This is a genomic window from Nannocystis sp. (assembly GCF_016714285.1).
GTDB lineage: Bacteria > Myxococcota_A > Polyangia > Nannocystales > Nannocystaceae > Nannocystis.
Map to the genome: position 1 here is coordinate 125,609 of NZ_JADJNN010000016.1, position 25,616 is coordinate 151,224.

The 25,616-nt window shown below is 71.8% G+C and carries 24 protein-coding genes and 1 pseudogene; 16 read left to right on the forward strand and 9 right to left on the reverse strand.

All coding sequences use genetic code 11. The annotated features are described in order from the left end of the window. The first annotated feature begins 63 nt into the window (after window positions 1-63). Window positions 64-963 carry a Vgb family protein gene (locus IPJ59_RS25395; protein WP_293262956.1) on the forward strand — a complete coding sequence of 300 codons (900 nt, stop codon included), beginning with the start codon at window positions 64-66 and terminating at the stop codon, window positions 961-963. Beyond that, on the forward strand, window positions 960-1,379 hold the full coding sequence (locus tag IPJ59_RS25400) for a LytR/AlgR family response regulator transcription factor (RefSeq protein ID WP_293262953.1): 420 nt from the start codon (window positions 960-962) through the stop codon (window positions 1,377-1,379). The genes IPJ59_RS25395 and IPJ59_RS25400 overlap by 4 nt, the downstream gene beginning before the upstream one ends. 61 nt (window positions 1,380-1,440) lie before the next feature. Here the strand turns inward: IPJ59_RS25400 and IPJ59_RS25405 are convergent, their stop codons facing one another. After that, window positions 1,441-2,865 (reverse strand): hypothetical protein, encoded by a 1,425-nt coding sequence (locus IPJ59_RS25405; protein WP_293273665.1) that lies wholly within the window; start codon window positions 2,863-2,865, stop codon window positions 1,441-1,443. A 116-nt stretch (window positions 2,866-2,981) separates the two neighbouring features. On the opposite strand from IPJ59_RS25405, the pseudogene IPJ59_RS25410 reads away from it, so the two are divergent. From IPJ59_RS25410 to IPJ59_RS25420, 3 genes and pseudogenes are all read left to right on the forward strand, one after another. Beyond that, window positions 2,982-4,474, forward strand: a pseudogene (locus IPJ59_RS25410) (DNA methyltransferase); the annotation flags it as partial. Window positions 4,475-4,507: 33 nt separating this feature from the next. Beyond that, on the forward strand, window positions 4,508-4,954 hold the full coding sequence (locus IPJ59_RS25415) for a type IIL restriction-modification enzyme MmeI (protein ID WP_366524682.1): 447 nt from the start codon (window positions 4,508-4,510) through the stop codon (window positions 4,952-4,954). Between the two features lie 384 nt (window positions 4,955-5,338). After that, window positions 5,339-5,530, forward strand: a complete 192-nt coding sequence (locus IPJ59_RS25420; protein ID WP_293273668.1) for a hypothetical protein — start codon at window positions 5,339-5,341, stop codon at window positions 5,528-5,530. A 12-nt stretch (window positions 5,531-5,542) separates the two neighbouring features. Here the strand turns inward: IPJ59_RS25420 and IPJ59_RS25425 are convergent, their stop codons facing one another. The 4 genes from IPJ59_RS25425 to IPJ59_RS25440 form a co-directional block, all read right to left on the reverse strand. After that, entirely contained in the window at window positions 5,543-6,094 is a 552-nt protein-coding gene (locus IPJ59_RS25425) for a hypothetical protein (protein ID WP_293262939.1), read from the reverse strand. Between the two features lie 113 nt (window positions 6,095-6,207). Then, window positions 6,208-7,449: a sigma-70 family RNA polymerase sigma factor gene (locus tag IPJ59_RS25430; protein WP_293273669.1), complete on the reverse strand. Its 1,242-nt coding sequence runs from the start codon at window positions 7,447-7,449 to the stop codon at window positions 6,208-6,210. Window positions 7,450-7,618: 169 nt separating this feature from the next. Beyond that, window positions 7,619-8,104 (reverse strand): GNAT family N-acetyltransferase, encoded by a 486-nt coding sequence (locus IPJ59_RS25435; protein WP_293262933.1) that lies wholly within the window; start codon window positions 8,102-8,104, stop codon window positions 7,619-7,621. A 246-nt stretch (window positions 8,105-8,350) separates the two neighbouring features. Beyond that, a complete protein-coding gene (locus tag IPJ59_RS25440; RefSeq protein WP_293273670.1) occupies window positions 8,351-8,935 on the reverse strand; it encodes an RNA recognition motif domain-containing protein in 585 nt (194 codons plus the stop codon). Window positions 8,936-9,342: 407 nt separating this feature from the next. Between IPJ59_RS25440 and IPJ59_RS25445 the strand changes: the two genes are divergently transcribed. The 3 genes from IPJ59_RS25445 to IPJ59_RS25455 all read left to right on the forward strand — a co-directional run bounded on the left by IPJ59_RS25445 (window position 9,343) and on the right by IPJ59_RS25455 (window position 13,249). Beyond that, window positions 9,343-11,307, forward strand: a complete 1,965-nt coding sequence (locus tag IPJ59_RS25445; protein WP_293273671.1) for an ABC-F family ATP-binding cassette domain-containing protein — start codon at window positions 9,343-9,345, stop codon at window positions 11,305-11,307. 108 nt (window positions 11,308-11,415) lie between these two features. Beyond that, the gene (locus IPJ59_RS25450; RefSeq protein WP_293273672.1) at window positions 11,416-12,462 is read left to right on the forward strand and encodes a hypothetical protein; all 1,047 of its coding nucleotides are present in this window, start codon (window positions 11,416-11,418) and stop codon (window positions 12,460-12,462) included. Between the two features lie 139 nt (window positions 12,463-12,601). Beyond that, window positions 12,602-13,249: a hypothetical protein gene (locus IPJ59_RS25455; RefSeq protein WP_293273673.1), complete on the forward strand. Its 648-nt coding sequence runs from the start codon at window positions 12,602-12,604 to the stop codon at window positions 13,247-13,249. Between the two features lie 16 nt (window positions 13,250-13,265). Here IPJ59_RS25455 and IPJ59_RS25460 read toward each other — a convergent pair whose 3' ends face one another. The 4 genes from IPJ59_RS25460 to IPJ59_RS25475 all read right to left on the reverse strand — a co-directional run bounded on the left by IPJ59_RS25460 (window position 13,266) and on the right by IPJ59_RS25475 (window position 16,403). Continuing rightward, window positions 13,266-13,880 (reverse strand): SGNH/GDSL hydrolase family protein, encoded by a 615-nt coding sequence (locus IPJ59_RS25460; RefSeq protein WP_293273674.1) that lies wholly within the window; start codon window positions 13,878-13,880, stop codon window positions 13,266-13,268. Window positions 13,881-13,995: 115 nt separating this feature from the next. Continuing rightward, the gene (locus IPJ59_RS25465; protein ID WP_293273675.1) at window positions 13,996-14,550 is read right to left on the reverse strand and encodes an HD domain-containing protein; all 555 of its coding nucleotides are present in this window, start codon (window positions 14,548-14,550) and stop codon (window positions 13,996-13,998) included. Between the two features lies 1 nt (window position 14,551). After that, the gene (locus tag IPJ59_RS25470) at window positions 14,552-15,136 is read right to left on the reverse strand and encodes a hypothetical protein (RefSeq protein WP_293262912.1); all 585 of its coding nucleotides are present in this window, start codon (window positions 15,134-15,136) and stop codon (window positions 14,552-14,554) included. 88 nt (window positions 15,137-15,224) lie between these two features. Then, on the reverse strand, window positions 15,225-16,403 hold the full coding sequence (locus tag IPJ59_RS25475) for a hypothetical protein (protein ID WP_293273676.1): 1,179 nt from the start codon (window positions 16,401-16,403) through the stop codon (window positions 15,225-15,227). Window positions 16,404-16,790: 387 nt separating this feature from the next. On the opposite strand from IPJ59_RS25475, the gene IPJ59_RS25480 reads away from it, so the two are divergent. From IPJ59_RS25480 to IPJ59_RS25515, 8 genes are all read left to right on the forward strand, one after another. Continuing rightward, window positions 16,791-17,762 (forward strand): CehA/McbA family metallohydrolase, encoded by a 972-nt coding sequence (locus tag IPJ59_RS25480; RefSeq protein ID WP_293262906.1) that lies wholly within the window; start codon window positions 16,791-16,793, stop codon window positions 17,760-17,762. Between the two features lie 159 nt (window positions 17,763-17,921). Then, window positions 17,922-19,235 (forward strand): sensor histidine kinase, encoded by a 1,314-nt coding sequence (locus IPJ59_RS25485; RefSeq protein WP_293273677.1) that lies wholly within the window; start codon window positions 17,922-17,924, stop codon window positions 19,233-19,235. A 64-nt stretch (window positions 19,236-19,299) separates the two neighbouring features. After that, the gene (locus IPJ59_RS25490) at window positions 19,300-19,908 is read left to right on the forward strand and encodes a response regulator transcription factor (RefSeq protein WP_293273678.1); all 609 of its coding nucleotides are present in this window, start codon (window positions 19,300-19,302) and stop codon (window positions 19,906-19,908) included. Window positions 19,909-20,060: 152 nt separating this feature from the next. Further along, on the forward strand, window positions 20,061-20,609 hold the full coding sequence (gene thpR / locus IPJ59_RS25495; RefSeq protein ID WP_293262897.1) for an RNA 2',3'-cyclic phosphodiesterase: 549 nt from the start codon (window positions 20,061-20,063) through the stop codon (window positions 20,607-20,609). 3 nt (window positions 20,610-20,612) lie between these two features. Then, window positions 20,613-21,551: an ABC transporter permease gene (locus IPJ59_RS25500; RefSeq protein WP_293273679.1), complete on the forward strand. Its 939-nt coding sequence runs from the start codon at window positions 20,613-20,615 to the stop codon at window positions 21,549-21,551. After that, window positions 21,548-22,372 (forward strand): ABC transporter permease, encoded by an 825-nt coding sequence (locus IPJ59_RS25505; protein ID WP_293273680.1) that lies wholly within the window; start codon window positions 21,548-21,550, stop codon window positions 22,370-22,372. The genes IPJ59_RS25500 and IPJ59_RS25505 overlap by 4 nt, the downstream gene beginning before the upstream one ends. Before the next feature lie 237 nt (window positions 22,373-22,609). Further along, window positions 22,610-23,365 (forward strand): hypothetical protein, encoded by a 756-nt coding sequence (locus IPJ59_RS25510; protein WP_293273681.1) that lies wholly within the window; start codon window positions 22,610-22,612, stop codon window positions 23,363-23,365. Between the two features lie 26 nt (window positions 23,366-23,391). Continuing rightward, a complete protein-coding gene (locus tag IPJ59_RS25515; RefSeq protein WP_293273682.1) occupies window positions 23,392-25,614 on the forward strand; it encodes a flotillin family protein in 2,223 nt (740 codons plus the stop codon). The last annotated feature ends 2 nt before the right edge of the window (window positions 25,615-25,616 follow it).

Consider the following 25,616-nt stretch of genomic DNA (forward strand, 5'->3'; position numbering starts at 1 on the left):
TGTACCGGGCTTGGTTGCTCGGCGGACGGGGCCGCGCGGGTCGTGCTCGCTGCGCCGGCGTCGGTGAGCGCGAGCGCGGAGCCGGCGGGCGAGCTGTGGGTGGCGAACTTCGTGGGGGACCGGGTGACGCGGCACGACGCGCGCAGCGGGGCGTTGATCAGCGAGCTGGCGGCGACGCCGGAGCTCGACGGGGCGCTGGGCATGGACCTGGGGTCGGACGGGCGGGTCTACGTGGCGAGCGAGGAGGGCAACCGGGTGCTGCGCTACGACGCGGCGACCGGCGCGTTCCTCGGCCGCTTCGTGTGGGACGACGCGGACACGCCGGTCGACGAGACGGGCGGACTCAAGGGGCCGGCGGCGGTGTTGTTCGGGCCGGACGGGGCGCTGTATGTGTCGAGCTTCGACGGCGACGCGGTGCTGCGATACGACGGCCGCAGCGGCGAGTTCATCGACGAGTTCGTGGTCGCGGGCGCGGGCGGGCTCGATGGGCCCGACGCGGGGATGGTGTTCGGGCCGGACGGGGACCTGTATGTACCGGGTTATTACAGCCACGCGATCGGCCGCTACGACGGGGTCACGGGGGACTTCAAGGAGCTGTTCACGCCCGCGGACGGCTCGTTGCTGGCCCCGCGGACGTTGATCTTCGCGGGCGACGAGCTGCTGGTGAGCAGCGAGTGGCGCTCGGCGGTGCTGCGATTTGACGCGGGCAGCGGGGCCTACCGCGGGGAGCTGATCGCGGCGCGGGCCGGCGGGCTGCACGGGGCCGCCGGCATGCTGCGGCGGGCCGACGGCAGCTTCGTGGTCGTCAGCATCGAGGCGGGTGAGCTGTTGCAATTCTCGGCGCTCGGCGATCCGCTGGCGCCGCTGGTGAGCGCCGCGAGCGGGGTGTTGCGCGGGCCGACGCACGTGCTGCACGTGGCGGACGATCGGGGTGCTGCATTCGTGAGAGGAGTCGATCCATGACGCTGCCTGAGCCTATCTGTACGCTCGTCGACGACGATCCGCTCGCCCGCGAGGGCATCGCTGCCTCGCCGGGCGACCCGGAGCTCGCGCGGCCGGACTCGCGTCTGGTGATCAAGGATGGCAGGCGGGTGGTGTTCCTGCGCGCCGAGGAGATCGACTGGATCGAGGCGGCCGACTATTACGTGCAGATCCACGTGGGCAGCAAGAGCTACCTGCACCGCGAGACGATGATGAGCCTGGAGCGGCGCCTGGACGGTGAGCAGTTCGTGCGGATCCATCGCTCGGCGATCGTCAATCGTCGGCGGATCCGCGAGCTCTCGAGCAGTCGGCGCGCGGCGGTGGTGGTGCTCGAGGGCGGGGCCACGCTCCGGGTGTCACGCAGCCAGCGCGACAAGCTGGCGGCGCTGCGCGGGTGAGGGCCCGCGGTGAGTGGGGGCGACTGGCGCTGTCGTGTGGCGCTGTGCCGCGGGATAGGCGCTATTGGGGCGGCAGGCAGGAGACGTTGTAGAGGGCGTTGCCGGTGAAGTCGGAGTAGGTGTAGGGGCGGTTCAGGCCGTCGTACTGGCCGACCGCGGTGAGGGTGTCGAGGTCGACCTTGAACACCACCTCGGGGTCGATCGGGTTGTTGGCGTCGTCGACGTCGGACCAGTTGACGGCCCAGAGGAAGCCCTCGTGATCGAAGCCGACGCCCTTGATCGTGTACTTCGACTTGAACACGGGGCCGAGCTCGAGGGTATCGATGTGGACGGCGTTGACGCCGTTGGTCGAGGAGACCCACATCCAGTCGTCGGGGCCCTCGGCGAGGCCGGAGCCGCCCCAGAAGCCGTTGACGAGGTCCCACTTCTGCAGCTCGGGGTCGAAGCGGCCGACGCCGTAGCCGCCGAGGGCGACGGAGGACAGCCAGACCTGGCCCTTGTGGTCGACGGTGATGCCGTAGGGGCCGATCTCCGGCGGGACGACGAAGACCTTGTAGGCGAAGTTGTCGATGTAGACGCGGGCCAGCTTGCCGCCGTTGAAGGCCATCGAGGTGAAGAAGAGGTCGCCGTGGGTGTTGACGGCGCCGCCGTAGGCGCCGAACTGATCGCCGGAGAAGGTGGGGATCGTGATCTGTTTATCGATGGTGCCGGTGTCGCCGTCGATGAGCGCGACGATCACCCCGCCGGGGGCGCCGAGGCCGGGGAACAGGCTCTTCTTCTCGCTCATCACCGTCCACACCTTCTCCTTGGAGGTGTTGCAGGTGCCGGGGGTGATCGTGCCCTGCGTCCAGGCGACGGGGCGCTGGTTGGAGGTCGGGAAGTCGATGAACCAGGCGCGGCACTCCTCCATGTCCCACGCGAGCACGTCGTTCTTGCCGGTGGAGGTCTGGATGCCGGGGACGCCGTTGGACTCCTTGCAGTTGGCGGGGTCGGCCCAGAATTTAACGAGGCCGCCGTGGCGATTGGCGACCGCGACGTCGCCGCTGAGCGCGACCGAGGTGCGCGACGGGTTGCCCATGCCGTCGGCGCGGGTGAGGTAGCGGCCCTCCTCCTTGAGGGTCTTCATGTTGATCTTGGAGACGGTGCTCTCCTCGGCGTTGGCGACCCAGACGTAGGAGAATTCGCAGCCGCAGGCGCCCATGCCCTCGGGGACGCCGAGGTCGAGCTTGGGGCCGCCATCGTCGGTGGTGCTGTCGACCGGGGCGGTGGTGCTGGTGCTCGCGGCGCTGTCGGAGTTCGAGCCGGAGCCGCCGGTCGGGGTGTCGTCGGTGGTGGGGAGCTGCGTGCCGCTGCCTGGGTCGCTGGGCTGGGCCGTGGTGATCGCCGTGCCGGCGCTGTCGGAGGCGCTCGTGGTGGTGTTGTCGCCGCAGGCGGCAAGCGCGGTGCAGAGGCCGAACAGGAGGAGGGCGCGCGCGGAGCTGCTCATCGCGCGACGGTATCACCTCTGTGCGGTGGAGGGGATCCACGGGGGCCGGAGCTCTGCAGATGTGGGTGGACAGGTGCTTGCGTGAGGCGAGCTGCCTTCGTTAGTTTCCGGTTTGCATGGACGCGAGGGAGCGGCGGCAGCTCGGGGCGCATTATACGTCGGAGCGAGATATCGCGAAGCTGCTCGGTGGGCTGTTCCTCGACGAGCTGCGGGAGCGCCTCGAGGTGGCGCTGGCGGATCGCTCGGAGGGGCGGGGCGCGGGGCTGCGGGAATATGTGGGTGGTTTGCGGCGGCTGCGACTGCTCGATCCGGCGTGTGGTCGCGGGGACGTGCTGATCGCGGCGTATCGGGAGCTGCGGCGCCTGGAGCTGCGGGCGCTCGTCGCGATGGCGGCCGCGGGGGAGGGCGACGATTCGCCGGGGGTCGACCTGGGGCAGGTCTATGGGATCGAGATCGACGCATCGTCGGCGCAGGCCGCGGAGCTCGGGCTCTTGCGGGTCGATCAGGAATGTGAGCTCGAGTGGGCGCAGGCTGGCCTGCGGGGGCGTGCTTCGGGGGCGCCGAGGCTGCGGGTGGCGAATGCGCTGCAGTTCGATTGGTCGGAGTGGCTGCCTGCGGGGGATGATGTGCTGGTGCTCGGGAATCCGCCCTACGTCGGCAAGCACTATCAGACGCCGGCGCAGAAGGCCGACATGGCGACGATCTTCGCGGCGTTCGGCAACGCGGGCGACCTCGATTATGTCGCGTGCTGGTTCGTCGTGGCCGCGCGGTATGTTCAGGGGACGCGGGCGAGGTGTGCATTTGTCGCGACCAACAGCGTCACGCAGGGCGAGCAGGTGCCGCTGCTGTGGCGGGTGCTGTTTGGGGTGTTCGCGATCAAGATTCACTTCGCGCATCGGACCTTCAAGTGGATGAGCGGGGAGCAGGGGGCGGCGCATGTGCACGTGGTGATCGTCGGATTTGCTGCGTTCGATCGCGGGGGCAAGCGGATCTTCGAGTATGCTGGTGACGCGGCGGTGTGCGTCGATGGGGTGGCGAACATCAGCCCGTATCTGACGAGTGGACCGGACCGATATGTCGTCAAGGCGAGGGCGGTGTTGGCGGCGGGGGTGCCGGAGATGCGCTGCGGGAACAAGCCGAGCGACGGGGGGCATCTTATCTTCACCGACGCCGAACGTGGTGAATTCCTGCGGGTCGAGCCTGGGGCGGAGCCGCTGTTTCGGCGTTATTGCGGATCGGAGGAGTTTATTAATGGGGGGATGCGCTGGTGTCTGTGGCTGCGCGGCGTCGATCCGGCGGTGCTGCGAGGGTTGCCGCGGGTGGTCGAGCGGGTCGAGCAGGTGCGGGAGTTTCGGCGAGCGAGTACGGCGGCGCCGACGCGGGCGGCGGCGGAGCGGGCGGCGGAGTTCTTTTATGTGTCGCAGCCGGCGGGGGAGTACATCGCGGTGCCGGAGGTGTCGTCCGAGCGGCGTGGATACATCCGGCCGGGTTCCTGGCGCCGGAGGTGATTGCGAGCAACAAGTTATATGTCGTCGCGACGCCGGATATGTTCCTGTTCGGGGTGTTGTCGTCGGCGATGCACATGGCGTGGGTTCGGGTGGTCGGTGGTCGGCTGCGCAGCGATTATCAATACTCGGCGGCGATGGTGTACAACACGTTCCCGTGGCCTGTGGATGCGGGCGCGGAGGAGCGGGTTACCGTGGAGGCGGCGGCGCGGGGGGTGCTCGACATTCGCGGTAGATGGCCCAGGAGCACGCTGGCGCAGCTCTACGATCCGCGGACGATGCCAGCGTCGCTGGCCCGGGCTCATGGTGCCCTCGATCGCGCCGTGGACCGGTGCTATCAGTGGGAGGCGTTTGTCAGCGACAAGGGCCGGTTTGCGCACGCGCTCAAGCGGTATCAGGCGTTGGTGGCACGCGGTGAGCTGGCGGACGCGTCAGACGGCGTGGGGACGCGGGTTGGGGGAGGCGCTGATCGCCAGGGTTACGCGGTCGAAAACGGTTGCGGGGCTCCGGGGCGACCCGGCACCATCGACGGCGCCGGGCCTGCGACGACGGGGGCACCATGGGTACGACGCTCGAGAGGCTGATCGATGGCGTGGAGCGCCGCTCCACCTGGAAGAACGCCGCCGTCGCTGTCGGCGTGACCCTCCTGGCGAATTTCGCGCTGGCCGGCTACATCCTGCCCAGCATCGAGGCGAGGCGCCCGGAAGCCATGGATGGCGGCTTTCTGGTGATGATCGACCTCCAGCCGTTGGTGTCGGCGGCGGAGGCCTACCGGATCTTCGACCTGTACAAGCCCGACATTCTGGGCTTTGTCAGGCTCCTGTATGCGGTGGACTTCGTGATCCCGGTGGCGTTCGCGTGCTTCTTCGCCTGCATGATCGGGAAGATGCTGCGGTATCTGAAGGGGCGGCTGGCGGGCGGCCCTGCTGTTGCCGTTCGCCGCCGTCCCGTTCGACTACACGGAGAACGTGCTGAGCCTGGTCCTCATCAGCCTGTACCAGGGCGGCCAGGTGTTCCCCGCTTTGGCGGGCGTGGCTGGCCTGGCGACGGCCGGCAAGTTCCTCAGCCTGGGCCTCACCGGCCTGGTGGTGGTGGTCCTGCTGCTTCGGAGCGCGGCGAAGTTCGTGGCTGCGAAGCTGGGCGGTCCGCGGGGGGCGTGACAGGGCGGGCGCTCAGGCGTCGTCGGGCGTCTGGGGGCTGACGGTGATCGGTCGGCCGAGGAGCACCGCGGCGAAGTGGACGAGCAGGGCGGCGGTGCCGTAGGCGAGGCCGACGACGACGCCGGCGTCGACGATGCCGCGCCAGGGTTGCTCGAGCAGGCGGACCAGCTGGACGATGCCGACGATGCCGAGGAGCAGGCACCACGAGATGATCAGTCGCTTGCGGGTGGCGTGGAACAGGCCGGAGCAGAAGAAGGGGGCGAGCAGGACCAGGAGCGGGTGGCGGTGCTGGCCGAGCCAGAAGGCGCGGGCGACGACGCGGGGGACGTAGCCCTTTTGAAAGCCGCGGTAGCCCTCGACGTAGCCGTTGAACACGGTCCAGCCGATGTAGAGGGCCCACTGAAACTGGCTCATGTCGTGCGAGCGCAGCGGCTCCAGGGCCATGGGCGTGAGGCGGAGGATCGCGGAGATCAGGAGGGCGCAGGTCGCGAGCACGCCCCACGCGGCGACTGCCATCACGGCGAGGCTGCGCGGCGGGTAGATCCGTATCGGTGCGCTCGGCATGGCGGCGGCATGTCTCGCACGATCGCCTGGCCGCGACAACCTGCCTGGCTCACATCAGCTCCTGGCGGATGAACTCGCAGTCGCTGGCTAGCATTGTCGCGGCCGAGTCTGGCTCACATCAGATCCTGGCGGACGAACTCGCGGCGCAGGCGCTTGAGGGCCTGCTCCTGGATCTGGCGGATGCGTTCACGCGAGAGGGCGTGGCGTTCGCCGATCTCCTTGAGGGTCTGCTCGCGGTCGTCGCCGAGGCCCATGCGTTGGGTCAGCACGGCGGCCTCGATCGCGGGGAGGTTGGCGAAGGCCTCGCGCAGGCGGGTGTGCAGCAGCTCGCTGTCGATGCGCTCCGGGGCGAGGGTCTCGTCGTTGTCGGCCAGCAGGTCGGAGAGGGTGTGGCCGGGCTCGTGGCCGATCGGCTGCTCGAGGCTGAGGGGGTCGCCGACCAGCGACCAGCGCATCCGCTGGATGCGTTCGATGCTGAGGTCGGTGGCGGCGGCCAGCTCGGTGTCGGAGGGCTCGCGGCCGTGCAGGGCGTCGAACTCGCGGCGGACCTTGGCGACCTTGTTCTGGGCGTCGATCATGTGGACGGGGAGGCGCACGGCCCGGCCGGTGTCGGCGAGGGAGCGGCTGATCGAGTGGCGGATCCACCAGCTCGCGTAGGTTGAGAAGCGGAAGCCGCGTTTCGGGTCGAAGCGGTCGACCGCCTTCATCAGGCCGATGTTGCCCTCCTGGATCAGGTCGCCGAGCGGGAGGCGGCCGTGCTTGAAGCGGCGGGCCACGGTGATCACGAGGCGGAGGTTGGCGCGGACGAAGCGGTGCTTGGCGGCCCACAGCGCCTGGTGTTCGGCCCGGGCGGCGGCGACGTAGCTGATGAAGGGGAGGCTGCCCTGGCGCGGCAGCTTGACCTTCATCGATACACCGGCGGGGTCGCCTGCCTCGAGGCCGGCGAGGTCGGCGAGGACGCGTTCGCTGACGACGCCGTCGCGGTCGGCCTCGGCGAGGGCGACCGCGAGGGCGCTCTGGGCGGCGTCGACGGCCTTCTGGTGGGCGGCGAGCTCGCGCTGGCGCAGGGCCTGGACGCGCTGCTCCATCGTTGCGAGCTCGGCGCGCGGGGCAGCGTCGTGCAGCAGCTCGCGGGCGAGGCTGCAGATCGCGGTGCCGAACGGGAGGTAGCCGAGCAGGGTTCGCCACAGGCGTTCGCGGTGGCTGGCGATCGCGTGGGCCGCGGCGAACTCCTCGTCGCGGGTCATCACGTCGTAGTGACCGAGGTCGCGGAAGTAGGTGCCGAGCAGGTCAGGCTCGGCCGTTGTGTTCGCGGGAGACGGGGTCGGGGCGGCACGGCGGGCGGGGCGTTGCATGGCCCCACGAGACTGGAAGCTTGGACAGAGTTTGTCAACCTTGATGTTCAAGGTTTGTGCAATGATGCGGGCGAAATAGCGCGTAGATTCGTGGTCATGGGCAGTTTTTGGCGTCGTAGCTTCATCGAAACAAGCTTCGTGGACGATCTCACGAGGCTTGGTCGAAGCTTCAGGCGGCGCGGGCGTGGAGTCGCGGCGGGCGCAGCAGCTTGGCCATGCGCACGCACTTGAGGCCGAGGCCGGAGCGTGCGCGGGCGATCGGGCGATAGCCGGCGCGGCCGTAGAAGGCGGTGGCGTTGAGGGTCGCCTCGAGGGTGAGGCGACGGACGCCGAAGACCCGGGCGGAGCGCTCGATGCGAGCGAGGAGGCGAGCACCGACGCCGCCGCCGGCGTGGCCGGGGTGGACGTAGACGGCTCGCACGACGCCGGTCGCGAGCGAGACAGCGGCGAAGCCGACGACGACGCCGCTGCGCTCGGCGACGACGACGGTGGCCGAGCGCACGAGCGTGGTGTAGAGGCCGCGGCCCTGGTTGGTCCAGCGGGCCAGCTCAGCGGGCCGGTAGTGCGTGCGACAGAGGTGTGCGACGGCGGCGACGTGGACCCGTGCCATGGCAGGGACGTCAGCAGCGCGGGCCAGTCGGAGGGACAGCTTCATCGCGTGCCGCCAAGGATAACCGAAGCGGCGGGGCGCTTGCCTGGTTTCGCGGCGGGGCGATCGTCGAGCGCAGGGGATCGCGATCGCGGTCGAACGGCGAGGGCCGATCGGTGGGCGGACGAGCAGACCCCACCGCGAAGGCGCGCCTTCGTGATGGGGTCTGTCGCGCCCGGGGCTCGGCCCGGTATCTGGCCGCCCAAGGGCAGTCGGCGAGCAGTCGGCGAGCAGCCGGCGATCAGTCGGCGATCAGTCGTCGCCGAAGTCTTCGTTCTCACGCCGCCGACCGCCGCGCTTGCCAGCGCCGCCGCCGGCCCAGTCACCGCCGCCGCCGCCCGCGAAGCCGCCGCCGCGACCGCCACGTTCACCGCCGCGACCGCGGTCACCACCACCGCCGCCGCCACCGCCACCGCCACCGCCACCGCGGCCACGGTCACCACCGCCACCACCACCGGGGCGGGGAGCACCGCCGCCGTGGAAGCCACCGCCGCCGCCACCACCGCCACCGCCAGCGAAGCCGCCCTCACGTGGAGGCGGTGGGGGCCGGTCCCCGCCGGCGCTGCTGCGGGGTGGGCCACCGCCGCCGCCGCGTTCGCGTTCGACGGCCTCGTCGACGCGGATGTTACGGCCGTCGACGACGGCCCCGTTCATCGCCTGCAGGGCGGCGGTCCCCGATGCGTTGTCGGAGAAGCTCACGAAGCCGAAGCCGCGGCTGCGTCCGGTCTCCCGGTCTTTGATCACGACCGCATCGACCACATTGCCAAAGGATTGAAACGCCGCACGCAGTGAGACCTCATCGGTCGCCCACGCCAGTCCGCCAACAAACAACTTCACGGTGTCCTCTTTCTCTTCTCGTTCGCCGACCCCGCGGGTCGCAGTGTGATGGTCTCGCTCGCGGCCCCACGGTGTGTTGGGGCGTTCGCCAGCCTCGAGAGTTATCAGTGATCGTCGGCGCTGTCGACCGGTGCGGACGAGACAAGATCGCCGGAGGCGCGGCCAGGGCGCGGCGTTTCGGCCCGCCGCGCGAGCGCAGGGCCGCCCCCGCGTGCCGGGCTCGTGCCGGCTCGTGCCGGCCTCGCGAGCCGCGGCGATCCCGGGTGGGGCCCGAGTTCGGGTTGGGTGGGCCCCATGGTGGCTCGGCGGGCGGGTGGGACCGGCGGGCCAGGGCGGCGGCCTCGCCGGGCACCGGGTGTGCAGGCGGTGCTGGCCCTGGCGACGCGAGCGCGTACCATGCGGGCGCCTTGCCCATCGTCACTGCCAAGCACATCTCCCGCAGCTTCGGAGCCCGCCGCGTCCTCGAGGACATCAGCGTCACGGTCCACACTGGTGAGCGCGTCGGCCTCGTCGGCGTGAACGGCTCGGGCAAGAGCACGCTCGTGCGGATCCTCGCCGGACTCGACGTGCCGGACACCGGCGAGGTCGTGCATCGCCGCGGCGCAGCGATCGCGTACCTCGAGCAGGAGCCGCGCTTCCCGGAGGGGATGCGCGCGCGCGAGGCGGTGCTGGCGGGCCTGGGCGGCTGGTCGGAGGCCCGCGCGCGCCACCTGGCCGCCAGTGAGGCGCTCGAGCACGGCGAGCTGACGGCCGCGGAGGTCGGGCGCCTGGTCGCGGAGCAGAGCGCGGCGGCCGGCGAGATCGAGCGCCTGGGCGGGTGGGAGCGGGTGCACGAGGCGGAGGCGCTGCTGGATCGCCTGGGGGTGACGGACCCGGAGGTGATCGTCGAGCAGCTGAGCGGCGGGGAGCGGCGGCGGGTCGCGCTGGCCCGCATCCTGGCCCAGCGGCCAGATCTGGCGATCCTCGACGAGCCGACCAACCACCTCGACGTCAGCACGATCGAGTGGCTCGAGCGCTACCTCGACGAGCAATTCGCGGGGGCCCTGCTGCTCATCACCCACGACCGCTACATCCTCGACCGGGTCTCGACCCGCACGATCGAGATCGACCGCGGCCACCTGCACAGCTTCGAGGGCGGCTTCGCGGCGTACCTCGAGGGCAAGGCGGAGCGGATGGCGCTGTCGCAGCGGACCGAGGCCAACCGCCAGAATTTTCTGCGCCGCGAGCTCGAGTGGCTGCGGCGTCAGCCGAAGGCGCGGTCGACCAAGCAGAAGGCCCGCATCGACCGCGCCCACGTGGAGATCGGCAAGGGGCCGCCGCCGGTCGAGCGCAGCCTCGACCTGCAGGTCCAGGCGGCGCGCAGCGGGAGCACGATCCTCGAGCTGCGCGGGGTCTCGCTGGCGGTGCCCGGGGCCGGGCCGGGGGCGGGCAGGTCGCTGGTCCGCGAGCTCAGCTTCGCGGTCCGCAAGGGCGAGCGCATCGGCGTGCTCGGGCCCAACGGCTGCGGCAAGACCACCCTCCTGCGGGCGATCACGGGGCAGCAGCCGCCCACGAGCGGGCAGGTCGTGCTCGGCAAGAACACGCAGCTGGCCTACCTCGACCAGACCCGCTCGGGCCTCGACGACAACGCGACGGTCTACGACAACATCGCCCAGAGCCGGCGCTCGCTCGAGGTCGACGGTCACCCGCTGGAGATCGGCCGCTACCTCGAGCGCTTCCTGTTCGACCCGCAGAGCTACGCGCAGAAGGTCGGCACGCTGTCGGGCGGGGAGCGGGCCCGGGTGGCGCTGGCCAAGCTGCTGCAGGGCAGCAGCAACCTGGTGCTGCTCGACGAGCCGACCAACGACCTCGACGTGGCGACCCTCGGGGCGGTCGAGGAGATGCTGATCGAGTTCGGCGGCACGGCGATCGTCGTCACCCACGACCGGTGGTTCCTCGACCGGGTGGCGACGGCGCTGCTGGTGTTCGAGCCGGACGGCAGGGTGACCCGGCACGAGGGCAACTACAGCCTGTACCTCGAGCTGAGCGCGCAGCAGAAGGCGCAGGAGGCCGAGCTGTCCGCAGGGACAGCCGCGAAGGCGAAGCTCGAGCGCGCGAGCAAGGCGGGTGAGGCGGGCAGCGGGGCGGGCGGCGGGGCGAAGAAGAAGGGGCTGAGCTACGCGCAGCAGCGCGAGCTCGAGGCGATCGTCGGGCGCATCGAGAAGGCCGAGGCGGAGGTGGAGCTGCTGACGGCCCGGCTGGCGTCGCCGGCGGTGTACGCCGAGGGGCACGCGGCGGTCGCGGCGGTCAACGACGCGCTGCGCGAGGCCCGGGCGCTGGCGCAGTCGCTGACCGCCCGCTGGGAGGAGCTCGAGGCGCGCAAGGACGCGTGAGCGACGGCTCGCGGGGCGGCGTCGGCGGTGGACCGTGCTTGCCCGGGCACTGAGCGCCTCGGCGACGGCTCGCGCGGGGCGGCGACGACGGGTGTACGCTGGTGGGCGATGCGACTCGCCGGGTTCGCTGTGTTGTTCCTCGCCTGCTCTGGACCCGCGAGCGAGACGAGCGACGCGAGCAGCAGCGGCGGTCCGGTGAGCAGCACGACGCCGACCACCGGCGCGAGCGAGACCAGCGGCGGCGAGGCGGCGTGGGAGATCGGGCTGCAGCTGGACGGCGATCACGGGGCGCTGCTCAGCGTGTGGGGGGCGGCGCCCGATGATGTGTACGCGGTCGGCGGCCAGCTCACGTCGGCGACCAGCTCGGTCGGGGCGCTGTATCACTTCGACGGGGTCGCGTGGACGCAGCAGGCGCTGCCCGCGGACACGCCGATGCTGCACTGGGTGTTCGGGGTCGAGGGCGAGCTGTGGGCGGTCGGGCGCGACGGCACGGCGCTGCGGCGAGCGGGCGATGCCTGGGTCGCGACCGCGACCGGGGTGACGGAGATCCTCTGGGGCGTGTGGGGTCCGGGCAAGGATCTGCTGTGGACGGTCGGCGGTGATGGGGTCGACGACGCGCCGGTGCTGCTGCGCTGGGACGGCGCGGCGTGGGCCCCGGAGCTGCTGCCGGCCACCGGCGAGAGCACCGGGCTGTTCAAGGTGTGGGGCAGCGGGGCCGCGGACGTGACGGCGGTCGGCGACCGCGGGCTGGCGCTGCACCACGACGGCGCGGCGTGGACGGTGCAGGACACCCACGACCTCGCGGACCTGATCAGCGTGTGGGGTCACGGGCCGGGCGAGCACCTGGCGGTCGGCGGGCGGGCCAATGGTCGGGTCGCGCGCTGGGACGGCGCGGCGTGGACGGGCGAGACCTTGGCGGTGCCGGGGCTCAGCGGGGTGTGGATGGCGGCGGACGGGTCGGCCACGGTGGTCGGGATGCAGGGGACGATCGCCGAGCTCGCGCCGGGCAGCATGGTGTTGCAGCCGCAGGTGAGCCCGACCTACTTGTTGCTCCACGCGGTGTTCGGCTTCGCCGACGGCACGCGCTTCGCGGTCGGGGGCAGCCTCGCGGGACCGCCCCCGTACGTCGGCGTGATCGTGCAGCGGGGGCCGTGAGCGCGGTCCACCGTCGCGCGCGGGGTCTCGCTACAATCGCGGGGCACGGCCGCCGTGCAGGAGCTTGATCGCTATGGTTGGGATACCGGTCCGACTTGGTTCTGTTCCGCTGGCACTGTCGGCGGCGCTCGGCTGTACGGTGAACATCAACAACGACCCGACCTCGCAGAGCTCGGACCCGACGAGCGGCGGGCCGGGCACGAGCGGGGAGACGCCGACCACCACGGACGCGCCGACGAGCGGCGGGACGGGGACCAGCGACCCGGGCACGAGCACGAGCAGCACCGGCAGCACGGGCAGCGATGAGACCGGCCCGGTGCTGCCACAGTGGTGCAACGGCTACAACCCGGACACCGCCGACTTCACGGTCCACAACAACAAGGACGAGTCGATCATGGACGGCAGCACGCTGGCGGCGGAGTGCGGCGGTCAGGGCTCGGTGATGATCCCGGTGTTCCCACACTTCGGCGGCTTCATGGCCGTCGCCGACTCCGTCACCTTCGACGTGATCCTGGACGTCGAGGGCTGGAACCTCGGACCCAACGGCCACTTCTTCGAAGCGCTGGCGCACGGGCACGAGATCAACTGCGCCCAGGAGCAGGACACCTATTACGGCGGCTATTCGTACAGCTTCATCCCGATCTTCCCGCCCGACGGGATCCCCGACGTCAACGTGATCAACGGCGCGGCGGGTCACCTGCACCTGACGCTGCACACGCCCGACGGCGACGTGCCCTTCGACGCCGATGTCGTGATGTCGGCGGCGATCGATCAGTGCGGCTACTGAGCGTCAGGGCTGGGCGTCAGGGGCTCGGCGCGGGGTGGGCGGCGGCGAAGGCGGGCCACATGCGATCGAACCACACGGCGTGGCCGACCGCCGAGGGGTGGAAGCCGTCGGCGAGGAAGTACTCGGGGTGGTCGGTGAGCTGGGCCGCGGCGAACAGGTCGACCAGGGCGTAGCTGTGGTCCATCGCCAGCCGGCGCAGGCGCTCGTTGTACTCGATGATGCGGGCCTCGATCTGCCCGCGCGCGACGCCGAGGAAGCGCTCGGCGAGGCCGGCCGCGGGCGCGTGCGCGAGGTTCGGCAGGGTGCCCACGACCACCTTGCTGCGGGTGCGGTCGAGACGCTCGGCGATCGCGGCGAGGTTGCGGGCGAAGCGGGGCGGCTCCACGCCGCGCCACACGTCGTTGCCGCCGATGAACAGCGAGACCACGGTGGGCCGCGCGGCGACGGCGGCCTCGAGCTGCGACTCGCGCACGCTCTGGCTGGTGCCGCCGTTGCTGGCGAGGTTGACGAGGCGGGCCGCCGGCTGCTGCGTCTGCAGGCGCGCGAACACGCGGGCGACGTAGCCGGTGCCCGCGGGCACGCCGAAGCCAGCGCCAGCGGAGTCTCCCAGGGCGACGTAGGTGATGCTCACGGCGCGGCAAGGTAGGTCGCCGGGCCCTGCAGGCAAGCGAGGTCGGCGATCCGACGCCGTGGTTCGCGTGCATCGACGGCGTCGACTGCACCGGCCTCTGCAGGCAGGTCGGCGATCAGACGCCGCGGGGGTAGGCGGCGATCTTGCTGCGCAGGCGGGCGAGGAGGTAGGGCGAGGCGGCCCCGAGCGCGTCGGCGATGGCGAGCGCCTCGGCCCCGTAGGCGGCGATCTTGGCCGGCTTCCAGTAGTGCGGCGGGGCCTTGAGGTTGTTGATGCGGTCGGCGAGCTTGACCAGCCACACCTCGCGCGGCTGCTGCTGGATCCGCCGCAGGCTGTCGGCCATCGCCTGGTCCTTGGGCAAGCTCGGGTCCTTGCTGAGGGCGCGCACGCCGGCGGCGACGGCGGGGCCGAACTCGGCGGCGATGCTGGCCTCGTCGACGCCGCAGTCCTCGATGGTGTCGTGCAGGAGGGCGCACAGCACGGCGAGGTCCGGGTCGGCGACGGGCTCGCGGGCGACGGCCTGCATGACCTCGGCGGCGACGCAGGTGATGTGGGTGAGGTACGGGAGCTCGCTGCCGGGGAGCTTCTGGCCGAGGTGCGCGCGGGCGGCGAACTCGGCGGCTTGCAGGTAGCGATCGGGGGACCAGAGCGGGTGATGCGATGCGGGCATGTCAGGTGGAGCTGCGGACGCCGTAGAGGGGGACCTCGGTGCGGCAGTCGATGGCCTCGTTGTTGTAGTCCCCCTGCGCGCGGCTGTGCAAGGTCGCCGAGAAGCGGTCTGCGCCGTTGAAGTCGCCGATCAGGTGGACATAGACGCTGATGTCGCCGAACACGCCGGCGAAGCCGTAGATGCCGGCGAGGTCGAAGTCGCCGTCGGCGTCGAGCGCCCCGGTGAGGCTCAGCAGCGCCGACTCCTCGCTGAGCACGAGGTAGCCGTCGCTCTGGGTGAGCGTGACGAAGCCGCCGGCGAAGGCGAGCTTGGTCAGCTCGTTGTTGCAGAGGTCCATGCCGGCGACCGCGGGGCAGTCGCAGGCGGCGGTGGTGTCGACCGTGATGTCGTAGCGGCCGCTGCGGTCGTCGCCGCGCGCGTCACCCTCGGCCTCGGCGGCGTCGAGGATGACGGAGGGGTCGAGCGGGTCCTGCGGCTCGGTGGTGGTGCACGCGGAGAGCAGCCAGATGCCGAGCAGGGCGCGGCTGCAGAGGGGCATCGTCGTGACGGCGGTGAGCGAGGGCAGGGAGGGGAGGAGCGTGTGCACGAGTTCTTTGCGGCGATCGATGGGCGCGGCCAGGTCAGGACGCCATCGTATCCGAGTCGGGCGGCCGCGGGGACCCGGGCCGCGACGGTCATGGCGCCTGTCCTGGGCGCAGGCGCGGGCGGCGTCGCAGGAGGACGAGCAGTGGCGCCAGGAGCGGCAGCGGGGCGGGGCCGCGGCACCCGCATCCGGGCTCACCCGCGGCCGGGTCGTCGCTGGTGTCCGGGCTGGTCGTGCTCGCGGGCGCGGGGCACTCGACTTCTGCGTCGGCGGCGGGGTCGTCGACGCAGTAGTCGTAGCTCGTGGGCGGCGGTTCGTCGTCGACGCCGACCGGGGCCTCCTCGCCGGCCGGGGCGCTGCTGACCTGCACGCTGATCTCGCCCTGCATGAAGGCGATGAAGCGGCGATCCTGGGGATCGACGATCTCGGCGCGCAGGGTGAGGAACTCGCCGGCGAGCTCGGCGGGCGGCTGGAAGTCGAGGTCGACGGTGCCGCTGACCACCGGCATGTCGACGATGAAGGGGCTCCACGCGGGCTCGGCGATGTTGCGGCCGTGGGCGAGGGTGACGGTGGTGCCGGGCATCGCGTCGACGCACAGGCGCACGCGCATGACCTGGCCCTTCCACAGGAAGGTGTCGCGGTTGGCGATCGCCAGCGCGGGCGGGCTCGCGGCCGGATCGCTGGCGTCGTCGACGATCTTGAACAGGCCGTGGCGCGGCCACCAGGCGCTGCCCGGGGGCTCGTAGGTGTAGCCGCGGACGAGGTAGGTGCCGACCGGGAGGTCGCGGGTGTCCCAGTCGACGCCGGGCCTCGCGGCGGCGCAGGTGATCGGCCGGTGCTCGCCCGGGGCGGTGATCAGGTGCCAGCAGCCGGCGTAGTCGGGGCTGTCCTCGAGGACATCTTCTGCGAACACAGGGTCGGGCGGGCCGAAGCCGGCGGCGATGTCTCGCTCGAGCTCGCCGCGGGTGTGCCAGCGCGGCACCGGGCGCGCCGCCGGGTCGCCGTGGCAGAACGCGAGCATCTGGTGGCTGCGGCTGTCGGCGGGCTCGTCCGCGCTGAGACAGACGTCGCTGTAGGGGATCGTGTAGCGCAGGTGGACGACGGGCTGGGCGCTGCGGTCGACGACGGTGAGGCAGTGCTCGTCCTGATGCAGCACCGGGGTGCGCGGGAGCAGGCCGTTGCCGGCGTGGGCCGTCGCGGGCGCGGCGAGCAGCAGGCCGAACGCGAGGCCGAGGCGGGCTCGCGGAGCGCGGACGGGTCGGCCACACATGCGCGGACGATAGCCGGCGCCGCGGCGCCCGAGAAGCAGGAGGGACCGCGGAGCCGAAGTCGCGCGCAATGCTCCGTGCCCCGGTCCAGCGGCGCGGGCTCGTGGTTCGGGTACCGGCTGCGCGATGTGTAAGGCGTGAGGAGCGAGCGACACCCCGCGACCATGGGCCCAGCCCGCGGTCGGGTACCGGCTGCGCGATGTGTGAGGCGCGAGGCCGGGCTGGTGTGCTGGTGCTGAGCCGGGTAGGGTGGGCGGGTGCTGCGATGCGCGGGGCTGCGGGCGATGAGGCTTCTCGGCCTGGTGTCGCTGGTGGGATGCGGCGCGGCGCCGGAGCGGGTGAGTGAGGCGCCTGGGCCTGGGTTGGGGTCTGGGTCTGGGTCTGCTCCGGTGCCGGTCGCGGGTCCGGTCGACACCTGGCTTAAGGGACAGCTGCACGCGCACACCGGCAACTCGGGCGACAGCGCGACGGCGCCGCAGGAGGCGCTGCGGTGGTTCGCGGGGCACGGATTCGACTTCGTGGTGCTCACCGATCACAACTTCGTGACGGTGATGCCGGGCGGTGATGCGGGGCAGCTGCTGGCGATCCCCGGGGTCGAGCTGACGCAGAACCTGGACGACTGTGTGCCGCCGCCGGAGCCGGGGATGCAGTGCCTGTTGCACATCAACGCGCTGTTCGTCGAGCCGAGGCGGGCGGGTCGCTTCGCGTTCGCGGCGACGGACGAGCGCTCGCGCCTGGGGCTGTACGAGCGGGCCCTCGCGGCGACGCGCGAGCTCGGCGGCGTGGCCCAGCTGAACCACCCGAACTTCCACTACGCGGCCGACGCGGCGACGATCGTCGCGCTGGGGCGAGGCGGGCTGGCGCTGGTCGAGGTCGCCAACGAGGCGATCGACTCGAACAACGCCGGCGACGCGGGGCACCCGTCGACCGAGGCGCTGTGGGACGCGGCGCTGGGCCAGGGCGCGAGGGTGTGGGCGGTGGCCACGGACGACAGCCACCACTACGACGACGCCGCCGCGGTCACGGCCCGCGGCGAGACGGCGTACGTCGGCGATCGCGGCTTCGTGATGGTCCGCGCCGCCCGCACGCCAGCGGCGATCCGCGCGGCGATCGAGCGCGGCGACTTCTATGCGAGCAGCGGGGTGATCCTCGAGTCGCTCACGGCGAGCGCGGGGACCCTGGCGCTGCGCACGGTGGGTGCACACGAGGTCCGCTTCATCGGCGGCGGCGGGCGCGAGCTGGCCCGCAGCCGCGGGGCGGCGGCCAGCTACACGCTGCGGCCCGGCGACGTGTACGTGCGTGCGGTGATCGAGGCGGGGGACGGGCGCAAGGCGTGGACGCAGCCGCTGTGGCGGGAGTGAGGCGCTGTCGTGGCGGAGCTGCGCGGGCGCAAGGCGTGGACGCAGCCGCTGTGGTGGGGGAGTGCACGAGCCGGTCGCGGTCGCTGAGGTGCGCCGCGGCTGCGGCGAGGGGTCGCGGGACGACCCGCGGGCGTGGGGTCTGTGGCATGCTCGCGGCCGGTGTCCGACGAGCAGAGTTCGGCCGAGATCACGCTGCGGCTGTTCGTCGTGGCGCGCTGGGTGATGCTCGTGCTCATCGCGTTCGGCTGGACGCTGCAGACGATCAGCCCGGGTATGTTCACCTGGGTGGTCTCGTGGTTCCCGCCGCCCCCGGAGCCCACTGGCACGGCCGCGGTGGTCAGCTTGCTGGTGCTCGGCAACCTGTGGGTACGCCTACGGGTGCTCGGCCGCGGCCGGGCCACCACGACGATCGCCGGCGTCCACCTGCTCGTCGACTCGGTCGCGCTGACGGCCCTGCTCGCGCTCTCGGGCGGCGTCACCAACTCGTTCACGACCATGTACTTCGTGCCGATGACGCTGGCGACCCAGCTCTCGCCGCGCTGGACCTGGGCCGTCGCGGCCGCGTCGCTGCTGGGCTTCGCCGCGCTGTTCGTGCTGGCGCCCGCGCCCGCGGGCCCGCCCGGGCACGAGCACCACTTCCTCGGCCACATCCGCGGGATGTGGGTCGCGTTCGGGATGTCGGCGGCGTTCATGACCTACTTCGTGCACCGCATCGCCCTGTCGCTCTCGCGGCAGCGGGCCGAGCTGACGCGCCTGCGCCTGGCGGCCGAACAGGACCGTCAGCTGGCGGCGCTCGGCACCCTCGCGGCCGGGGCGGCGCACGAGCTGGGCTCGCCGCTCGGGACGGTGGCGATGCTGGTCGGCGATCTGGGTGTCATGAGCGAGGCGGAGCGAGCCGACGCGATCGCCACGATCCGCCAGGAGCTCAGGCGCTGCAAGACGATCGTGCAGCAGATGTCGTCGCCCGAGCTGCGCGTGCCGAGCCTCGGCCGCGCGAGCGAGGCCTGGCCGCTCGCGCGGCTGGCCGACGAGCTGCACGACAGCGGCGGCGAGCTGCGCCTGCAGATCGACGTCGACGCCAGCGCCCGCGGGGTGAGCACCAGCCAGCCGATCGAGGTGCTCGGGCAGATCGTCCGCGCCGTGGTCGCCAACGCGGTCGACGCCTGTCGCGCGCGAGCGGGGTCCACCGGGGTGCGACTGCGCGTCGCAGTCGAGGGCGACCAGGCCCACATCACGGTGATCGACGACGGCGCCGGCATGGCCCCGCAGGCGGCGGCGGCGGCCTTCGATCCGTTCTTCTCGACCAAGCCCGAGGGGCAGGGCATGGGCCTCGGCCTCTATCTCGCGCGCGCCCACCTGCGGGCGCTCGGCGGCACGATCGAGCTGGCGTCACAGCTCGGTCACGGCACCACCGTTGAGGTCCGATTCCCCCTGACCGAGGCGCTGCGGGCCGCTGCGGGCGCTTCTGTGTGAGCTGGTGGCGGCTTTGCTTGCCGCTTCGCGGGGCATCGGGCAGGGTTGCCGAAGGGATCGCGCAATGATCGAAGCCGCCGACGACCGCATCACCGTGCTTGTGGTGGATGATGACAAGGCCTTCTGTCAGGCCATGGCGGGCGCGCTGCGCCGTCGCGGTCTGGCCGTGGTCGTGGCCCACAACTACGACGACGCGCTGGCCGAGGCCGAGGCGTGGTCGCCGGACCGGGCGGTGGTCGACCTGCGGATGCCGGGGCGCAGCGGCCTCGAGCTGGTGGCGGCGTTGCGGCGCAACGACCCGCACATGGGCATCGTCGTGTTGACCGGCTACGGCAGCATCGCCACCGCGATCGAGGCGATCAAGCTCGGCGCGACCTACTACCTGACCAAGCCGGCCGAGGCCGACGACATCCTGGCCGCCTTCACCCGCACCGCCCCCGTGATGGTCGAGATGCCGAGCCCGCAGTCGGCCAAGCCGCTCGACGAGCTCGAGTGGGAGCACCTGCAGGCCGTGCTCACCGACTGCCAGGGCAACATCTCCGAGGCCGCCCGGCGCCTCGGCATGCACCGTCGCAGCCTGCAGCGCAAGCTGGCCCGCGGCCGCCCGAGCCACGAGGGGAGCCCGGCGCCGGTCGGGGACTCGCCCGCCGCGGCGCCCGGCGGCACCACGTAACGCACCCCGGGCGGTGCCCCGCGCGGGGCACCGGAGTCGGCCGCGACCGTGTCCGGCGGTGACACGCCCCGCGCGGGTAGCATTGTCGGCCGCGTCAGGCGTCACGGTCAGGCGGCACCACGAGCGCGCGGCGATCGGTTAGCATCGCCGCGATGGCGCGCCTGTTCCTCGGCCTCGACCTGCCGTCCGACGTCGACGCCCACCTCGAGCTCATGTCTTGCGGGGTCCCCGACGCGCGCTGGGAGGGCCGCGACAAATTCCACCTGACGCTGCTCTTCCTCGACGAGCTGGATGGCCGCGTGCAGCGCTCGTTGATCGACGCGCTGACCGGGCTCCGCTCGCCGCCCTTCGAGCTCACGCTCAAGGGCGTCGGCGTGTTCCCCCCGCGCGGCGCCCCGAGCTCGCTGTGGGCCGGCGTCGCCGACCCCGCGCCGCTGCTCGCCCTGCGCCAGAAGATCGTCGCCCGCCTGCGCGAGCTGCCGATCGCGGCAGATCCGCGGAAGTTCGTCCCGCACGTGACCCTCGCCCGCGTCGGCGCCAGCCCGGTCGACGCCGTCGTCGCCTACCTGGCCGATCACGTGCTGTTTCGCAGCGAGACCTTCCGCGTCGAGCAGCTCAATCTCTACTCGAGCGTGCGCTCGGCGAAGGGCTCGCAGTACCGCATCGAGGCCGGCTTCCCGCTGCGCGCGGAGGTCCGGTAGGCGGTGTGGATCCGCCGCCTGCTGGTCGCGGCGGCCACGCTGGCCCTGGTCAGCGCGCTGGTGTTCCTGGTGGTCGACGCGCTGGCCGACCGCGCGGCGCTGGACCTCGGCCGCGGCGCGAGCCCCGAGGCGCTGGCCGCCCGTCGGCACCTGCTCGGGCTCGACCGGCCGATCGTCACCAGGCTGTTCGAACATGTCGCATCGGCCATGTCCTTCGAGCTCGGCGAGAGCGCGCGCCTGGGGGTCCCGGTGGTCACGCTGCTGCGGCGCGCCGCGGGGCCGACGCTGGCCTACGCGCTGCCCGGCTTCTTGCTCGCCACGATCGTCGCGCTGCTCGCCGGGGTCGCGGCGGCGCGGCGACGCGGCCTCGTCGATCGTGTGTTGCTGGTCGTGTCGACCCTGTTGATGAGCTGCTCGAGCGTGATCGTGGTGGTGCTCGGGCAGTATCTGCTGGCCCACCGGATGCGCTGGTTCCCCGTGCTCGGCTGGCCCCTGGCCGGCGACCCGCGGCCGCTGCTGGGCTTCGTGCTGCTGCCGGCGCTGCTGTGGGCGCTGATCCAGCTCGGCCCTGACCTGCGCCACTACCGGGCGATCTTCGTGCGCGAGCTGGCCGCGCCGCACGTCGAGGGCCTGCGCGCCCGCGGCCTCGGCGAGCGGCGCGTCGTCCTCCGGGTGCTGCGCGGCGCGGCGGCGCCGGTGCTCGCGCGGGTGTCGGCCCGCCTGCCGCAGCTCGTGCTCGGGAGCGTGGTCGTCGAGCACGTCTTCAACATCCCAGGTCTCGGCGCGCTGCTGGTCGCGGCGGTCCGCGACGCCGACCTCGCGGTGGTGCAGGGGGTGGCCTTCTGCCTGGCCGCCGCGACGATCGCCGGCCAGGCGCTGTGTGACCTGGCGGTTTACCTGCTCGACCCGCGCACCCGCGCGCCCGCGGAGGCTGGCCGATGAGACAGGTCGAGGGCTGGCGCAGACCGCTCGGGCTCGCCGGGGTCGTCGCGCTCGCGGGCCTCGGGGTGTTCGCGGTGCTGGCTCTCGGCGCGGCGCTCGGGCTGTGGGCGGCCGGCTTCGAGGGGGCCGTCGCCCGCGAGCACCTGTCCCCGGGGCCAGGTGCGTGGCTCGGCACCGACGCGCTCGGGCGCGACCTGCTGGCGCGGACGATCCAGGGCGCCCGCGTCTCGCTCGCGGTCGGCGGCGGCGCGGCGCTCGGGCTGGTGGCGATCGGCGGGGTGCTCGGCGCGTTCGCGGGGCTGCGCGGCGGCTGGATCGACCGCCTGCTCGCGGGGCTGTGCGACGCGCTGGCCGCGATCCCGCCGGTGGTCACGCTGCTCGGGGCGGCGCTGCTGCTGCGCCCCGGCCTCGCCACCGCGATCGCGGCGATCGCCCTCACGCAGTGGCACGGGGTGTTTCGCAGCGTGCGCGCCGAGGCGCAGCGCATGCGATCCGCCGATCATGACCGGGCCGCGCGGGCGATGGGCGCGGGCACATGGCACCGCATCCGCTGGCACTTGCTGCCGCGCCTGCGCCCGCTGCTCGTCACCTCGCTGGTCCTCTGCTTCGTGTACGCGGTCAAGGTCGAGGCCGTGCTCGCCTACTTCGGCGCGAGCGCCCAGACCTTGCCGAGCTGGGGTCGCCTGCTGGCCGAGACTGGCAGCGAGCTGGCGCGCGGGATCTGGTGGCCGACGGCGGCCGCCAGCGTGCCGCTGGCGCTGCTCGTGTTGTGCGCCCAGGTGCTCGCGGATCGCCTCGGCGAGGGCGAGCCTCGCGGTTGATCGGCCTTGCCGGGACTGTGATCACGCCGGGCCTGGCCTTCGGTGCTGCTGCACCGAGCTCGTTGGGTCGCTGGCGCGATGTCGCTGCTCGGTGTAGGCGCGATCGTGCCGTGTCGGCCGCGGGAACGCTGTGAGCGCTGCGCCACGGGCGATCTGTGGCGGTGAGGCCCGCGGGCCCTGGCCAGGCTGGACTCGCTGTGGCACCATCGTCGCCCGCGTTCGCCTGCGGCCTCCGCGATGACCGACTTCCTCAACGCCATCCTTAGTGTGCCCACGGTGGTGTTCACGGTGATGTTGCTGGTGATCGTGCTGTACTGGCTGATGGTCATCGTCGGCGCGATCGGGGTCGACGTGTTGCACGTCGGCGAGGCCGCCGGGGCCAAGATCGAGGGCATGGTCAGCGGCGCGGTCGAGGGCAAGATCGAGGGCGTGCTGGATGGGGCGGTCGAGGGCAAGGTCGAGGGCATGACCGGCAAGCTCGAGGCGGTGGCCGGCGGCGGCGGTTTCCTGGCGATGCTCGGCTTCGGCAAGGTGCCGGCCACCGTGGTGCTCAGCTCGCTGGTGCTGTGGTCGTGGGCGCTGTGCGTGCTCGCGGTGCGCGGCGGCGGCGGGCTCGGGCTGCCGGCGTGGGCGCTGAACCTGATCGGGCCGGCGCTGGCGGTGTTCCTCGCCGGCGTGGTGACCGGGCTGCTGGTGCGGGCGATCGGTCGCTTCATCGTTCACCACGAGCCGCTGCACCGCGCCGACCTGGTCGGCAAGCTGTGTACGATCACCACCGGTCGCGTCGACGCGGGCTTCGGCCAGGCGCTGGTCAGCGAGCACGGCGTCGACCTCACCGTCGACGTTCGCTGCGACCCGCCGAACACGCTGCAGCGGCACGCGAAGGCGGTCATCGTCGGCCACGACGCCGAGCATCACTTCTACACGGTTGAGGCCTACGATCAGCCGCTCGCACCGCTGCCCTCCGGGTCGCAGCGGCCGCCGGCGGCCTAGCGCGCACGCACGGAGGAGAGAGCAGCATGGCCGAAGTGTTTCCCACCCTGATGGCGATTGAAGAGGCGGAGCTGATCCTGGTCGGCACCATCGCCGGCGTCATCTTCCTCGTCATCGTCGGCACCTTCTTCATCATCTCCCGGTTTTATCGCCAGGTGGATCAGGGCAAGGCGCTGATCGTCAACAAGAAGGCCGGGCCGCAGGTGGTGTTCACCGGCATCGTGGTCCTGCCGATCATTCACCGCGCCGAGACGATGGACATCTCGGTCAAGAGCCTCGACATCGACCGCCGCGGCAAGGACGGCCTGATCTGCAAGGACAACATCCGCGCGGACATCAAGGTCGCGTTCTTCGTGCGCGTCAACAAGACCCCGGAGGACGTGCTGAAGGTCGCCCAGGCGATCGGCTGCGCCCGCGCGTCGGACCAGCAGACCCTCGACGAGCTGTTCTCGGCCAAGTTCTCCGAGGCGCTGAAGACGGTCGGCAAGCAGCTCGAGTTCGAGGAGCTCTACACCAAGCGCGGAGAGTTCAAGGACCAGCTCATCGAGGTGATCGGCCGCGACCTGAACGGCTACATACTCGATGACGCGGCGATCGACTACCTCGAGCAGACCCCGCTCAATTCCCTCGATCCGCACAACATCCTCGACGCCCAGGGCATCCGCAAGATCACGGAGATCACGGCCAAGCAGAACGTCTTCACCAACGAGCTGCGCCAGAAGGAGCGCATGGACGTCGGCTCGCAGAACCTCACGGCCGACGAGGCCGTGTTCCGCTACGAGCAGCAGCGCGCCGACGCCGAGGCCAAGAAGAACAAGGAGATCGCGATCTCCATGGCCCGCGAGCAGAACGAGGCCATGCGGGTCGCCAGCGACGAGAACAAAAAGACAGCGCTGGTCCAGCAGGGCAACGAGGGGGAGATCGGCAAGGCTGAGCAGGACAAGGTGCGGCAGATCGCTATCGCCGAGAAGGCCCGCGAGCGCGAGATCTCGATCGAGGTCGAGCGCAACGAGAAGGCCCGCGCGACCGAGGCGATCGGGCGCGAGCGGGCGGTCGAGCTGCTGCGCATCGAGAAGGAGAAGGCCCTGGAGATCGAGCGCAAGGCGATCGCCGAGGTCGTCCGCGAGCGCGTCTCGGTCGAGAAGGGCGTCGCCGAGGAGGAGGAGCGGACCAAGGACATCCGCGTGCTCGCCGACGCCAACCGGACCAAGGAGTCGCGGGTGATCAAGGCCGAGGGCGAGGCGCAGGAGCGGGTCGTCAAGGACGTGAAGACCGCCCAGGCTGGCGAGGAGGTCGCCAAGTTCGACGCCAAGAAGCAGCTGATCCTGGCCGAGGCCTCGCTCGAGGCGGCCGACAAGCAGGCCAAGGCGAAGATCCGTCAGGCCGAGGGCACCCAGGCCGAGGCGGCCGCGGCCGGGCTCGCCGAGGTGCGGGTGAAGGAGGCCGACGCGAGCGCGATCGAGAAGCTCGGCATGGCCAAGATCCGGGTCCAGGAGGCCGAGGCCGGGGCGATCGAGAAGCGCGGCATGGCCGAGAACGCGGTCATCAAGGAGCGCTTCGCGGTCGAGGCCGCCGGCGAGGAGCAGAAGGGCCTCGCCGCGGCGCGGGTGCAGGAGGCCGAGGCGGGCGCGCTCGAGAAGCGCGGCGCGGCCCAGGCTTCTGCCGAGGAGAAGCACGGCGTCGCAATTGCGGTCGCCGCCGAGCGGCAGGGCGTGGCCAACGCGGTCGCGGTGCGCGAGAAGCTGCTCGCCGAGGCGACGGGTCTGGCCGAGAAGGCCAAGGCGATGAAGGCGATGGAGGGCACGCCGCGCGAGCACGAGGAGTTCCGCCTCAACCTCGAGCGCGACAAGGAGGTCCAGCTCGCGGGGATCGCCGCCCAGCGGGTGCTCGCGGAGGCGCAGGCCAAGGTCCTGGCGGTCGCGCTCGAGCACGCGAAGATCAACATCGTCGGCGGCGACGGGGCCTTCTTCGATCGCTTCATCCGCGCAGTCGGCACCGGCCAGACGATCGACGGCACGGTCGACCACAGCGAGACGCTGAAGAAGCTGCTCGGCGAGTATCTCGACGGCAAGAAGAGCCTGCCCGAGGACCTCAAGGCGGTGCTCTCGCGGCCGGCGGTGTCGGCGGATGGCGTGCAGAAGCTGACCGTCTCGGCGCTGCTCGGCGACCTGATGCTCTCCTCCGACGGCGCGGTCAAGCGCAAGCTCCAGTCGCTGCTGCAGAAGGCGCAGGAGCTCGGGCTCGAGTAAGC

What these genes read in the sequence shown, in the direction of transcription:
- IPJ59_RS25400 (WP_293262953.1), top strand. Translation starts at nt 960, where the DNA reads ATGACGCTGCCTGAGCCTATCTGTACGCTCGTCGACGACGATCCGCTC.
- IPJ59_RS25405 (WP_293273665.1), bottom strand. Translation starts at nt 2,865, where the DNA reads ATGAGCAGCTCCGCGCGCGCCCTCCTCCTGTTCGGCCTCTGCACCGCG.
- IPJ59_RS25415 (WP_366524682.1), top strand. Translation starts at nt 4,508, where the DNA reads ATGGTGTACAACACGTTCCCGTGGCCTGTGGATGCGGGCGCGGAGGAG.
- IPJ59_RS25425 (WP_293262939.1), bottom strand. Translation starts at nt 6,094, where the DNA reads ATGCCGAGCGCACCGATACGGATCTACCCGCCGCGCAGCCTCGCCGTG.
- IPJ59_RS25430 (WP_293273669.1), bottom strand. Translation starts at nt 7,449, where the DNA reads ATGCAACGCCCCGCCCGCCGTGCCGCCCCGACCCCGTCTCCCGCGAAC.
- IPJ59_RS25435 (WP_293262933.1), bottom strand. Translation starts at nt 8,104, where the DNA reads ATGAAGCTGTCCCTCCGACTGGCCCGCGCTGCTGACGTCCCTGCCATG.
- IPJ59_RS25450 (WP_293273672.1), top strand. Translation starts at nt 11,416, where the DNA reads ATGCGACTCGCCGGGTTCGCTGTGTTGTTCCTCGCCTGCTCTGGACCC.
- IPJ59_RS25465 (WP_293273675.1), bottom strand. Translation starts at nt 14,550, where the DNA reads ATGCCCGCATCGCATCACCCGCTCTGGTCCCCCGATCGCTACCTGCAA.
- IPJ59_RS25475 (WP_293273676.1), bottom strand. Translation starts at nt 16,403, where the DNA reads ATGTGTGGCCGACCCGTCCGCGCTCCGCGAGCCCGCCTCGGCCTCGCG.
- IPJ59_RS25490 (WP_293273678.1), top strand. Translation starts at nt 19,300, where the DNA reads ATGATCGAAGCCGCCGACGACCGCATCACCGTGCTTGTGGTGGATGAT.
- thpR (WP_293262897.1), top strand. Translation starts at nt 20,061, where the DNA reads ATGGCGCGCCTGTTCCTCGGCCTCGACCTGCCGTCCGACGTCGACGCC.
- IPJ59_RS25505 (WP_293273680.1), top strand. Translation starts at nt 21,548, where the DNA reads ATGAGACAGGTCGAGGGCTGGCGCAGACCGCTCGGGCTCGCCGGGGTC.
- IPJ59_RS25510 (WP_293273681.1), top strand. Translation starts at nt 22,610, where the DNA reads ATGACCGACTTCCTCAACGCCATCCTTAGTGTGCCCACGGTGGTGTTC.
- IPJ59_RS25515 (WP_293273682.1), top strand. Translation starts at nt 23,392, where the DNA reads ATGGCCGAAGTGTTTCCCACCCTGATGGCGATTGAAGAGGCGGAGCTG.